The 10,964-nt window shown below is 67.6% G+C and carries 11 protein-coding genes and 4 pseudogenes; 8 read left to right on the top strand and 7 right to left on the bottom strand.

Annotated elements, in window-relative coordinates:
- Nucleotides 1–87: 87 nt before the first annotated feature.
- Nucleotides 88–259, top strand: a pseudogene (locus tag ACIHCQ_RS01245) (IS5/IS1182 family transposase); the annotation flags it as partial.
- Between the two features lie 143 nt (nucleotides 260–402).
- Here ACIHCQ_RS01245 and ACIHCQ_RS01240 read toward each other — a convergent pair.
- Together ACIHCQ_RS01240 and ACIHCQ_RS01235 are read right to left on the bottom strand one after the other, a co-directional pair.
- Nucleotides 403–975 (bottom strand): dihydrofolate reductase family protein, encoded by a 573-nt coding sequence (locus ACIHCQ_RS01240; protein ID WP_399656569.1) that lies wholly within the window; start codon nucleotides 973–975, stop codon nucleotides 403–405.
- A 181-nt stretch (nucleotides 976–1,156) separates the two neighbouring features.
- Nucleotides 1,157–1,858: a hypothetical protein gene (locus tag ACIHCQ_RS01235; protein ID WP_399656567.1), complete on the bottom strand. Its 702-nt coding sequence runs from the start codon at nucleotides 1,856–1,858 to the stop codon at nucleotides 1,157–1,159.
- Between the two features lie 62 nt (nucleotides 1,859–1,920).
- On the opposite strand from ACIHCQ_RS01235, the pseudogene ACIHCQ_RS01230 reads away from it, so the two are divergent.
- Nucleotides 1,921–2,311, top strand: a pseudogene (locus tag ACIHCQ_RS01230) (ATP-binding protein).
- A gap of 449 nt (nucleotides 2,312–2,760) precedes the next feature.
- Here ACIHCQ_RS01230 and ACIHCQ_RS01225 read toward each other — a convergent pair.
- Entirely contained in the window at nucleotides 2,761–3,600 is an 840-nt protein-coding gene (locus ACIHCQ_RS01225; protein ID WP_399656565.1) for an SDR family oxidoreductase, read from the bottom strand.
- Nucleotides 3,601–3,692: 92 nt separating this feature from the next.
- On the opposite strand from ACIHCQ_RS01225, the gene ACIHCQ_RS01220 reads away from it, so the two are divergent.
- The 3 genes from ACIHCQ_RS01220 (at nucleotide 3,693) to ACIHCQ_RS01210 (ending at nucleotide 5,757) form a co-directional block, all read left to right on the top strand.
- Nucleotides 3,693–4,151 carry a winged helix-turn-helix transcriptional regulator gene (locus tag ACIHCQ_RS01220; protein ID WP_399656563.1) on the top strand — a complete coding sequence of 153 codons (459 nt, stop codon included), beginning with the start codon at nucleotides 3,693–3,695 and terminating at the stop codon, nucleotides 4,149–4,151.
- A gap of 713 nt (nucleotides 4,152–4,864) precedes the next feature.
- On the top strand, nucleotides 4,865–5,179 hold the full coding sequence (locus ACIHCQ_RS01215) for a DUF317 domain-containing protein (protein WP_399656561.1): 315 nt from the start codon (nucleotides 4,865–4,867) through the stop codon (nucleotides 5,177–5,179).
- The gene (locus ACIHCQ_RS01210; protein WP_399656559.1) at nucleotides 5,110–5,757 is read left to right on the top strand and encodes a hypothetical protein; all 648 of its coding nucleotides are present in this window, start codon (nucleotides 5,110–5,112) and stop codon (nucleotides 5,755–5,757) included. Before ACIHCQ_RS01215 ends, ACIHCQ_RS01210 begins: the two co-directional genes overlap by 70 nt.
- 230 nt (nucleotides 5,758–5,987) lie before the next feature.
- Here ACIHCQ_RS01210 and ACIHCQ_RS01205 read toward each other — a convergent pair.
- Nucleotides 5,988–6,361: pseudogene (locus ACIHCQ_RS01205) on the bottom strand (NUDIX hydrolase).
- 15 nt (nucleotides 6,362–6,376) lie between these two features.
- Between ACIHCQ_RS01205 and ACIHCQ_RS01200 the strand changes: the two are divergent.
- Nucleotides 6,377–6,493 (top strand): annotated as a pseudogene (locus ACIHCQ_RS01200) (site-specific integrase); the annotation flags it as partial.
- A 233-nt stretch (nucleotides 6,494–6,726) separates the two neighbouring features.
- Here the strand turns inward: ACIHCQ_RS01200 and ACIHCQ_RS01195 are convergent.
- Both ACIHCQ_RS01195 and ACIHCQ_RS01190 read right to left on the bottom strand, forming a co-directional pair.
- On the bottom strand, nucleotides 6,727–6,882 hold the full coding sequence (locus ACIHCQ_RS01195) for a hypothetical protein (RefSeq protein WP_399656557.1): 156 nt from the start codon (nucleotides 6,880–6,882) through the stop codon (nucleotides 6,727–6,729).
- A 6-nt stretch (nucleotides 6,883–6,888) separates the two neighbouring features.
- The gene (locus ACIHCQ_RS01190; protein ID WP_399656555.1) at nucleotides 6,889–7,365 is read right to left on the bottom strand and encodes a hypothetical protein; all 477 of its coding nucleotides are present in this window, start codon (nucleotides 7,363–7,365) and stop codon (nucleotides 6,889–6,891) included.
- A gap of 184 nt (nucleotides 7,366–7,549) precedes the next feature.
- On the opposite strand from ACIHCQ_RS01190, the gene ACIHCQ_RS01185 reads away from it, so the two are divergent.
- Nucleotides 7,550–8,158, top strand: a complete 609-nt coding sequence (locus tag ACIHCQ_RS01185; RefSeq protein ID WP_399656553.1) for an RNA polymerase sigma factor — start codon at nucleotides 7,550–7,552, stop codon at nucleotides 8,156–8,158.
- Nucleotides 8,155–9,105 carry a CU044_5270 family protein gene (locus tag ACIHCQ_RS01180; protein ID WP_399656551.1) on the top strand — a complete coding sequence of 317 codons (951 nt, stop codon included), beginning with the start codon at nucleotides 8,155–8,157 and terminating at the stop codon, nucleotides 9,103–9,105. The genes ACIHCQ_RS01185 and ACIHCQ_RS01180 overlap by 4 nt, the downstream gene beginning before the upstream one ends.
- 508 nt (nucleotides 9,106–9,613) lie before the next feature.
- Here ACIHCQ_RS01180 and ACIHCQ_RS01175 read toward each other — a convergent pair.
- Nucleotides 9,614–10,882 (bottom strand): IS701 family transposase, encoded by a 1,269-nt coding sequence (locus tag ACIHCQ_RS01175; RefSeq protein WP_399657541.1) that lies wholly within the window; start codon nucleotides 10,880–10,882, stop codon nucleotides 9,614–9,616.
- Nucleotides 10,883–10,964: the final 82 nt, after the last annotated feature.

Genomic DNA, 10,964 nt, shown 5'->3' with positions numbered 1-10,964 from the left:
TTCAAGATCGTTAGTTTGTCGATGTGGGCGTTCCCGCCGACCAATGAGGGTCCGAGCACCAGCTGGGCGTGTCTCCCGCGCCGACGCGGACGGCCCCGAACCCGGCCAGACATGGTCTTGGCCCGCAAGGCGTACTCGTCGTGTGCCTCTGGGAGCACCTGCGTAAGCGCGGTATCTACGCGGTGATCCCTGTTCCCGCAGATCAGCAGGGCCACCGACTGCGCTGGGCAGCCGTGGTGGCAGGCCGCCCACCTTCGACCGTGGACCGCGACCATCTACCGGGCCGGGCTCCACATCGCGGGCATCTTCTCCTCGTCCGCCCGTTGATCCAATGCCCGCCGCAGGCCCTTCCGGCGAGTGCCACGTCCGTGGGCGCGAGGCAGAGTGAGTGCGGGAGCCCTGTCAGCGGACGACGTCGAAGACGTTCTTCTGCAGGCCGTTGGCGTAGACCTCGTGCTCGACAAGCTTCAGCTTCTGGGTGTCCTTGTCCGTTTCGCTGAACAGACGCTTGCCCGCACCCAGCAGGAGCGGGAAGACGAGCAGGTGGTAACGGTCGATCAGGCCGGCATCCGAAAGGGCCTGGTTCAGGGCGGCGCTGCCGTGGATGATGATCGGGCCGCCCTCGGTCTCCTTCAGCGCGGCGACCTCGTCGAGCGAGCGCAGGATGGTCATCTCGCCCCAGTTCGACACCAGGTCGTCCTCGGTGAGGGTGGTGGAGACGACGTACTTCGGCATCACCTTGTAGTCGGCGAAGTCCTCCATGTCGGGCCACACCAGGCTGAACGCCTCGTAGCTGGTCCGGCCCATCAGTATCGCGGTGGCTTCCTCCTGCTCCCGGCCTTTGATGTCGAATGCCTCGGGGAGGAACTCGACATCCTTGAAGGTCCAGCCCGAGTTCCGGTAACCGGGCTCGCCACCCGGGGAGTCCACGACGCCGTCGAGGGAGATGAAGGCGGTGCTGATCAGAGTGCGCATCTAAGGTTCCTCGGTGTCTCGTGTCTGGCTCTCAGCAGGTTCGGTCGGTGCGCGATTGGACCACGCTTGTGGCTGCGGCGCACCAACCATGATCTCTGACTGCGGATCACGGAGAAACTCATCGGTCGTCGCCCGCCCCTTCCGGTGGCCTGGAGGTTGCCGTACGGGAGGCGGGCCGGGTCTATGCGGTGAGTTCGAGGAAGTCGGATACGGCGTGGGCCTGCCGGTGGGTAGCGAGCTGTCCTCGCGGGTCGGTGAGGGTGGTGGTGCCGCGGGCGGAGTCGGCTCCGCCCAGGTGCTCCACGGCCTGATGGGCGGCTCGGACGGCGGCGTCGAGGTCGCCGAGGGCGAGGTGCGCTTCGGCCCGGCGGGCGGCGTAGATCCCCGCGCCGCGCGTCTCGGTGGTGGTGTCGTAGGGGTCCTCGTGGTGCGGGGCGGCGTCGAAGTGTTCCAGGGCCCGCTGTGGCTCGCTGAGGGAGAGCGCGCAGCTGGCGGCGACTTCGTGGCATTCGCCGTGGCTCATCCAGTACATGGAGGGCAGGTCGTGCTCGGCGGGCCCGGCGTGGTCGTAGGCGGTGAACGCCGCGTCGATCGCGCGGTAGGCGGGGGTGAGCTCGCCGGCCTTGGAGTGGGCGCGCGCCGCTCGGGCATGCAGCATCGCCAGTACCCGGCCGGAGGTGATCTTGTGTCGGTTGTCCAGGGCCCGTTCGATGAGGCCGAGGGCCCCGTATGGGTCGCCCGAGCTGTAGCGCAGGTTGGCCCAGAAGGCGAGGGCACTGGCGCCTGTGGTGGCGTCCTGGCCGGTGGCGGAGGCCCGTAGGGCGGCGGCCGACGTGGGTGGGTGAGGTGGTGGCCCTTTCCACCGGTTCTGTCCCCTCACCACGAAGCCAGTCGACCGCGAGGCCCTGACCAGGGAGGACTAAATTCGTTGAGACGGTCGGCTCACTGAGCGGTCCGCTCGCTCCCGTCCGCTGGCCTGCGTCGACTCGATGCGGTGAGACGGGACGTTCCCCGAGGGAACGCGCTGTCTGTTCCCCGAAGGAACGCGCTGTTTGTTCCCCGAGGGACACCGTGGTCCTGGTCGTCTCGGAGCTCGTCACCAACGCTCTACGCCACGGCGGCGGCACCTGCACCCTGGACCCTGACCGCGCACCCGGACAGCATCGAGGTGGCCGTGCATGACCGCAGCCCGCAGGCGCCGCACATGCGTACCCCCGACCTGAACGGTGGCACCGGAGGCTTCGGCTGGCCCATGGTCATCCGCCTCGCCCGCGCCACCGCGGTGGCCCGCCGGATGCCCGGCGGCAAGACCGTAAGCGCCCTTCTCGCCCGGTAGCGCCAAGGCGCCGGTGTAGGTTCTCGCGGTTCGTGTCCTGTTCAGAGGCTGTGAGCTGCGGCTGGCCCCGGTGTCCCACGCCGTGTCCAAGCCGGCCAGTCTCACCGTTGCGTCCGAATCCCCGGACCGGCCACGAGTAGCAGGCGGCTGGCCCGCAGGAGGCCACCCACAGGACATCGCCCCTCTCCCTGGAATCTGACGTCCGCACGCCTGGGCAAAGCCGGTGGAACGAGAACGCGACCCCGTTCACCTGGACCGAAACAGCCGAAGAGATCTTCGACTCCCTCGCCCGCTCCTGCCAACGGATCTCCGGCGCAGGAGACCAGTAGGACCCTGTCAGGTCGCTCCGGCTCTTGAGTTTTGGATGGTGGTGGGCGGTGACGCTATGGGGCAGCCCCGTGCGGCCGTAGTCGCACGGGGCTGCCCGGGCGCTTCAGCTGAGTTGTGCCTCAGCGAAAAGCGGCGATGTTATGGGCGACCCAGTCGTTGAAACGGCGCGGAGCGCGACCGAGGACTCGTTCCACGTCCGAGCTGATCCGCAGTTCGGCGGGGCTCGGGGCGGAGATGATGTCCAGGGTGTCGTCGGCGAGCTCCGGCGGCACGAACCGGGTCATCGCGGCCTTGGCCTCCTCACGGGTGAGTTCGTGGAACCGCACCGGCGAGCCGAGCGCGGCGGCGATGGCCTCCGCCTGCTGACGGGGCGTGATCACCTCGGGCCCGGTCAGCTCGAAGATTCCACCGGTGTGCCGGTCGTCCAGCAGGCAGGCCGCCGCGACCTCGGCGATGTCCGCCGGGTCGACGATCGGAACCCCGACATCGCCGAAGGGTGCGGCGACCGTCCCTTGCGTGCGGACGGACTCCGCCCACGCCAAGGCGTTGGAGGCGAAGCCGCCCGGTCGTAGCACGGCCCAGTCCAGGCCGGACTCTCTCAACGCGTCCTCCACCGCGCGCATCGCGATCCGCGACGAGCCGAGCGGCCTGGTCGCCACGCCCTGTGAAGACAGCAGGACGACTCGGCGGACCCCGCTGGCAGCGGCCAGGTCGATAATGTCGGTCGGCCTGGCTTCGGGGGCGTGCAGGTCGCCGGACAGCAGGAGGAACAGCGCCTTCGCCCCGTCCAAAGCGGGGGTGAGGCCCTGCGGCTCGGCCAAGTCAGCCGGCACGTGCCGGACCCCGTCCGGCATTGCCGCCGCGTGCCGTGACACCGCCGTCACCTGCTCGCCCGCGTTGGCCAGGGCCTGCGTCAAAGGCCGGCCCACATTCCCGGTAGCTCCGGTCACCACGATCATGTTCAGCTCCTGGTCCGTTGTGCACTGCGGAAATTGACGCTAGGAGGCAGGCTTACTTTTCGTAAGAACATACCCAGAGGTAAGCTCCGGATATGAGGGAAGGTGCGCAGGTGACGCAGGCCGAGGCGGGCAGTCCGTATGAGGTGTTTCACACCGACTGCCCTGCGCGCGACGTGGTCGACCACGTGACCAGCAGGTGGGGTATCTGGGTGCTGATCTCCTTGCGGAGCACCGACCTTCGGTTTTACGAGCTGCGCGACAGCATCCAGGGCATCAGCGAGAAGATGCTCGCTCAGACACTGCGCGCACTGGTCCAGGACGACCTGGTCTGGCGGAAGGTCGAGCCGACGACGCCACCCCAAGTCACCTACGGGCTGACTGAGTTCGGCCAGGACGTCGGTGCGCCACTGACGGACTTGTTCGACCGGATCACACAGCGGCTCGCAACCGGCGGGGCGTCCACCACGGAGCGGCCGAGCGCAACAGGTCAAGCGAAGCAGCTGACCACCCCAGGCCCTCAACAGCTGCGTCATCTCGACGACGAACACTGACCGTGACAGCAAGAAAGGTTCATGCGTACCCCCAGCACGGACCAGTGGCAGAAAGGCCGCGCCACCAAGACACTGTCCATGGAGGACCTGTCCCACGTGTGGCTCACTCCAACGAGTGAACAGGCTGCCCAGCCAGTCTCAGTTCCGTGGCCGATCGGCCACGCAATGGCCACCGGCCGTGAGATTCGGCCGGCCGATCTGAGATCCCACAGCCGGTGTAGGGTCTTGCCGCTCGTGTCCTACGGCAGCGCTGTGACCTCGGGCTTCTCGCGGTGTCTCGCGCCGTGTCCGGCCGCTCAGTCTCACGGCCGTGTCCGAATCCTTGGAGACGGACAGTGCGTGAACGGCGCTGACCTGCGCAGTCTCAGGACTGGCCGCCGATATGACATCGGCCGTGAGATTAGGACACGGTTCGTGAGATCCCACAGCCGGCCCCGACGGACAGATTCGCTGGGGGCAGACGGGAAAGATCCCGGAAGGGCTGGTGTACGCCTGCTGAGGCATGTCAACGTAGACGACTGCCCGGAGAGCCCCAGTTCAGCCTGGGGCTGCTGTCCGGCTCGCCTGGCAGGAGCCGACCGTGGCGCCCCCGCGCCGCCGAAGCCGCACGGTCCGAGCGAGCAACGGCGGCCAGTAACCACCCCGAGCCTACGGAGGCATCCCTGCACCCGCACCACCCCGTCGATCCCTCCCTTCCCGACTCTCCGGACCAGGTGTACTGGGTCACCCCGCGTCACCTGGCCGGTGACGACGGCGCTCTCGCCGACCGGATCGGCGACACCCTCACCGGCATGGCCTGGCGCATGTGGCCAACCGCCCGCAACACCCTGCTGTACGTGAGCCCGGACGAACTGCGCGGCGCCGAGTGGATACTCGCGGCCTATCCGTTCGAACTCGGCGGACTGCCCGTGGCCTGGCAGATCTCCGCCCGCCCGCTCCCCTCCAGCGCCATGACGGAGTGGAACGCGTACTTCACCACCGGCGTACCACCCGAGGCGCTCGCGGACTTCCTCCCATCGGATTTCTGAAGGCGTCGGCGGCCTCGTTCGATGCAGGCTTTGAAGCCGAAGCGAAGCGCCTTGCTGTGACAATTCGCGTCCTCCTTCACAACACCACAAACAGCCATTCACTACTTGACCAGATTGGTGTGAAAGAGCAGATGGCATACGTGGATACGGCACTTCGAATTAACCCCCTAAACCTGTTGCCAGTTGGGCCGGGGCTGGTTCTTATGAGGATGACTCAAGGTGTCGGAGCTGATTACTTCGCCCCACTCGACGTCGTTCCGCTGTCACCGTCACGCATCCACCTGCCTGCGCCCTTCTCCTCCTGGTGGACGGAAGAGCACACCCGAGACGCTGACGGCGCACTTTGGTCGCGCAAGAAGTTCGTGTTGGTCATGGCTAATAAGGAAGGTGGGGCACATGTCGACCCGAACTTGAACTCGGCCTATGAAAACCTAGCCAAGCAGAACGGATTGGGGTACATCTCCAACGTCACCGGAGATTTTCTTCCACTCGACGGGAACGTTGCGGCGATTTCAGTGCGTCAGATTACTCATGAACTCGTTAAGACCCTTGAGGCCCACGGGGACATGCTCAATTAGGGCAGGCATACATCCTCTCAGCCCACCACTGTACGCGAACGGCGGCCCTCCCATCCCGGAGTCTGAGTGCCCCCGCCGGAGGCATGCGTTTGGGCCCGCGGATCGGTCTCGACTCATGCCCTTCGGCCTATCCACTGCGGGCGCGTGTCGGCGGCGGCAGCGCCGAGCGGGCCGGAGGCAGGAGCGCGGGGGCAGCCAGAGCCGGGTGCCTTGACGAAGTAGGGAAGGTTCTACCGTGTGGGAAACAGGTGCTTGCCGTCGTGGCTCCGTACGGTCGACCGCGTCGAGGGCGTCCAGCAGGCGGATTGGATAGACCTCGGACATACGCTCGTGATCAGTTCCGGGGCCGACTACCGTCGATTCTGCGGACGTGCGCTCGGTGCCTCCGGAAGACTTGCACTGAAGACGCTGGCGACGACGCCCCTGGCTGTGTTCTTGTAGACGCCCGTGAGGTGGTCGACCTCAACGTGGATGCCGGTCTCTTCCCAGACCTCGCGGTTGACTCCCTACTTGGGGACTCCTCCAACTCCAGCACTCCGCCGGGCATCTCCCGTGTCCCCTTGTCCACGCGGAGGATCGCTAAGAGCCGTTCGCCCTCGCGCATGATCGACCAGGCCACGGACACACCCTCACGACCCATCCCGGAGCCACGCTGAAGGACACGATGGTGCGGGCCGGGCAGTCGACCGAGCGGGGCGCGCTGATCTATCAGCACTCGGACCTCGATCGGCAGCGTGGGTGGCGGTCGGCCTCAGCAGCCACCGTTTCGCCGCATTGGACGCAGAACCACTCGTATCTGTTGGTGCGTGCTGGGCTGGTCATGCGCCTCACCTCGATCATGATCTGCCACGTCAGCAGGCCAGAGCCCGCACCGCACCGTATGAGCAATGGGCCCGGAGATTCTCCCGTTGACCGGCTCGCGCCAGAGCGTAGGACTGCAGGCCGGCCTTCTTGGGTCCATGCGTGAGGTCACGGGCCGAGGCGGCGGAGGAACTCGTCCTCGTCCATGATCTCGATGTCCTTCCCGGCAGCGAGCAGGGCCTGTGCCTGCTTGCTCTTGCCGCTCAGGACGTCGCCGGGCTTGAGCTGCGTCTGTTCCGCCGAGACTAGTACGGCAGCCGCCATTCGTGATCATGGTTGAAGTTCGAGGGTGAGGCGGCGGGCGTAATGGGCTCGTTTGGCTCGGGCTTGGTGTTGCCGGCGCCATCCTGACCAGTGCAAACGGTAGCTGGTGCTGCGTGCGGGCTGGTCGCGGAAGACGTTGATCAGGCGGCGGATCTCGTTGACGGTCAGCCGGATCATGTCCTGGTCTTCGGTCTGCTCGGTGCTGGTGGCTTCGGCGGCGCAGATCGCGAGGATGGCCAGGGCGGCCAGAGCGAGGGTGGTGAACCGGTGCCAGGAGTTCCAGCGGCGGACCTGGTGCTTGTCTGGATGGGTGGTCTCCACCCCGGAGATCATGCCTACCGCCCGCTCGCCGTGATAGGTGAAGAGCAGATGGTGGCCGGGCTGCGCGAGGAACTGCGCGGTCGGGACCGCCAGCGGCGGCCCGTCGAACAGATCGGCCGCGAGGTGTACGGCTGCGGCGTCCACGACTCGCTCGATGCGCATGGCGCCACCCTAGGCTGGTGCGGCCCCGGCAGAACGGTGGAGGCGGCCTTGTCCTCCTCGATGCCGGTGGAGGCGCTCAGCCGGTCGGTCGCTGGGCCGGGGTGAGGTGATCGCCACCGGCAAGATCGGGTCGGGAAAGATTCAATAGCTGGGAACTTGTTCGCCCGAGCGGACAGGAAGAGGCATGACACACACCCTTCGCGCCCGCCTCCGAGCCGGCGATCCCGCGGCGTTCGGGCAGGTCTTCGACGAGCACGCCGGCCAGGTCCATCGGCATGTCGTCCGTGCAACCGGATCTTGGGCTACGGCCGAGGACGTGGTGTCGCTGACGTTCTTCGAGGCGTGGCGGCTGCGGGAGAGCGTCCGTCCGGACGGCGACAGCGTCCTGCCGTGGCTCCTCGGCATCGCCACCAACGTGCTGCGCAACACGCGCCGCGCCGCCCGGCGGCACAGTGCCGCGCTGAGCCGCCTGCGGATCGAGACGGTGCCGGACCTCGCCGACGAGGTGACCGACCGGATGCGCGACGCCGACAGGCTGACCGCGGCGGTCGCGGCGCTGAAGCGGCTGCGTCCGGCCGACCGGGAGGTGTTCATGCTCTGCGTGTGGTCCGGATTGGAATACGCCCAGGCCGCGGAGGCGCTCGGCGTGCCGATCGGCACGATCCGGTCCCGGCTCAGCCGGGCCCGGGCACGGTTGCGCGATCTGACCGAGATGGAACTCGCGCCGCGGCGCGGACAGGTACAGGGTGGCCGCATCAAAGCGGCCCGGTCGCATCAGGAGGAGACCCGATGAACGAGATGCCCGGACGAGAGCCATTGCCGGCGCCAACGGTTTCCGACCTGTCCGCCGACCGCCACCGCGAGTTGAAGGACGTTTTCATGCAGACGATCACTGAGGCACCGCAGCGCACCGCCGCCCGCCGCCGGTGGGCGCTGATCATCGCGCCGGCCACCGCCGTCGCCGTCGCCGCGGTCGCGATCGGCGCCGTGACCCTGACCGGGCCGAAGGCAAACGATGCTTCGAATGCCACCGCGCCCACGGTGGCCAGCGATTCCGGTGACGACGCCGGCCCGCTGCTCGAACGGATCGCGTTCACCGCGGCCGCCCAGCCGGGCACCACGGTCGGCGCCGACAAGTTCGTCTACGTACACAGCAAGGTGGCTTTCGCGGGCCAGCCGAAGGGGCGGGGCTCCGCGAGGCTCGATGCGGTGCACGATCGGGAGATCTGGCTGCCGCAGTCGAAAGGCGTCACCGCCCAGTTCCGCGAAAACGGCAAGATGGTCCGCATCCCCGACGTGACGCCCAACAGCGCATACGCGAACCTGCCGACGGATCCGGACGCGCTGCTGAAGCGGGTCTACAAGGAGGGGAAGGTCTTCAGCAAGAACGGCGCGGGCCAGGACGCCAACGCGTTCCAGTACATCGGCGGCGCGGTGAGCGAAAGCCTCCTGTCGCCCGAGGTGACCGCGGCGCTGTACCGCGTGGCCGCCAAGATTCCCGGCGTGCAGCGGGTGAAGGATTCGGTCGACGCGGCCGGCCGGCACGGGGTGGCGGTCGGCCGCACCGACCAGAAGGGCGAGCGGCATGTGTGGATCTTCGATGCCCGCACGTTCGCCTTCCTCGGCGAGCGGTCCTACCTGGTGAAGGACATGGAGTGGGGCAAGGCCGGCATGTTGACCGGCACGACGGCCGTGCTGAAGCGCGGCGTCGTGGACAAGGTCGGCCAGCTGCCTCGCTAGTCAGTGTGAGCCCAGCCTCGCCGGCGGCACGACTGCGCCGGCGAGGCTGGGACAGGGCCTTTTGGTGGAGCCCTCGGTCGGAATCGAACCGACGACATCCTGTTACCGAACGTGACGAATCTTGGCCTGTCATCACTTGTTGCAGTCGGTCGTTGACCTGCACAGACATGACCTTCGACTGATCATCTCTTGTCACTGAAAGTCGACCCTTGGCAGAGGTTTTCGGGGGGTAAACGTGGGCACCGTTGACTGTCCTCGGTACGTCCCCCCGCCCCACCAGGTGCCCTTATCCGGGTATCCTTGTCGCCCGGCTACGCCGCGCCTGCCTCGCAGATTCAGATCTTGGGAGCTGGCCTCGCCATCGTGTCGCTGGACGCGGCTCAGTACGCGCTTCAGCCGTCCGCGACGGGACTGCCGCTGGCCCGGCGCGCCAAGCTGCCACCCGGCTGAGTGACCATGAGCGCGCGTGGGGCCGTCAGAGTGGTTGTACGGCAGCCGCCATTCGTGATCATGGTTGAAGTTCGAGGGTGAGGCGGCGGGCGTAATGGGCTCGTTTGGCTCGGGCTTGGTGTTGCCGGCGCCATCCTGACCAGTGCAAACGGTAGCTGGTGCTGCGTGCGGGCTGGTCGCGGAAGACGTTGATCAGGCGGCGGATCTCGTTGACGGTCAGCCGGATCATGTCCTGGTCTTCGGTCTGCTCGGTGCTGGTGGTTTCGGCGGCGCAGATCGCGAGGATGGCCAGGGCGGCCAGAGCGAGGGTGGTGAACCGGTGCCAGGAGTTCCAGCGGCGGACCTGGTGCTGGTCGAGACCGACCTGCCCCTTGCCGGCTTGGAAGCTCTCCTCCACCGTCCATCGAATACCAGCGATGCGCACGAGTTGGGCCAGGGTGACCGGGCCGGGTGCCCAGCACCGGTAGAACGCCAGCTCACCGGTCGTGTTGTTGCGGCGGATCAGCACGCTGTGCCGACCGTCGTCGTCCGGGTCACCGTCAGCGCCGACGTCGGCGAGCCAGGCCCAGTCGTAGTAGCGGGGCCCTTTCGACCCGGGCCCGGCGCTGCGCCGGGTCCACGCCCAGGCGGGCAGGTCGACGGTGATCAGGTCGGCGCGGCGGCGGGTCTTACCGCCGTCCAGTGGCAGCAGGTGGTCGCGGGAGACGGCCAGCACGTAGCCCAGACGTAGTTTGCGCAGCTCGCCGCGTAGCCGGGTGTTGTTGCCGTAGGCCTCGTCCGCAGCCGCCCACCGGGCCGGGATGTGCGCGGCGACCGCTGCGGTGATCATGTCCTCGGCCAGCTGCGAACGGGTGGCGAACGCGATGTCGTCCGGGACGCCGGCCTGCTCGCACCGCTCGCGGTCGCTCGTCCAGGACTCGGGCAGGTACACCCGACGGTCGATCAGGGTGTGCCCCCGCCGGCTCGCGTAGGTCAGGAACACCCCGACCTGGGCGTTCTCGATCCGGCCCGCGGTCCCGGTGTACTGGCGCTGGACCCCGACGGTGTGCTTTCCCTTCTTCAGGTCACCGGTCTCGTCGACCACGAGGACCCCGTCGGGGTCACCGAGTGAGTCCACGACGACCTGCCGCACGTCGTCCCGTACGGCGTCGGCGTCCCATTTCGCCCGATAGAGCAGCCGTTGCATCTTGTCCGGCCGTGAATGCCCGGCCTGCTCGGCCAACTGCCAGCTCGTCTTGATCTCCAGGCCCGCGAGCAGCCCGGTGACGAACACGGCCGCAGCCCGCCGCGGTTCCACCCGGGCGAACCGGCCCGCGAACGCTGCGATCACCTGGTCACTGACCTGCTGCCACCGCGCCGGGTCTACGCTGTGGCCTGCGGCCACCGCAAGATCTGAAGTTTTGTCCACA

The sequence above is a fragment of the Streptomyces sp. NPDC052236 genome, from assembly GCF_044548015.1.
GTDB lineage: Bacteria > Actinomycetota > Actinomycetes > Streptomycetales > Streptomycetaceae > Streptomyces.
The sequence above is the reverse complement of the archived record's forward strand: the minus strand, read 5'-3'. Positions and strand labels throughout refer to the sequence as shown.

What these genes read in the sequence shown, in the direction of transcription:
- ACIHCQ_RS01185 (WP_399656553.1), top strand. Translation starts at nt 7,550, where the DNA reads ATGACACACACCCTTCGCGCCCGCCTCCGAGCCGGCGATCCCGCGGCG.
- ACIHCQ_RS01225 (WP_399656565.1), bottom strand. Translation starts at nt 3,600, where the DNA reads ATGATCGTGGTGACCGGAGCTACCGGGAATGTGGGCCGGCCTTTGACG.
- ACIHCQ_RS01240 (WP_399656569.1), bottom strand. Translation starts at nt 975, where the DNA reads ATGCGCACTCTGATCAGCACCGCCTTCATCTCCCTCGACGGCGTCGTG.
- ACIHCQ_RS01180 (WP_399656551.1), top strand. Translation starts at nt 8,155, where the DNA reads ATGAACGAGATGCCCGGACGAGAGCCATTGCCGGCGCCAACGGTTTCC.
- ACIHCQ_RS01195 (WP_399656557.1), bottom strand. Translation starts at nt 6,882, where the DNA reads ATGGCGGCTGCCGTACTAGTCTCGGCGGAACAGACGCAGCTCAAGCCC.
- ACIHCQ_RS01190 (WP_399656555.1), bottom strand. Translation starts at nt 7,365, where the DNA reads ATGCGCATCGAGCGAGTCGTGGACGCCGCAGCCGTACACCTCGCGGCC.
- ACIHCQ_RS01220 (WP_399656563.1), top strand. Translation starts at nt 3,693, where the DNA reads ATGAGGGAAGGTGCGCAGGTGACGCAGGCCGAGGCGGGCAGTCCGTAT.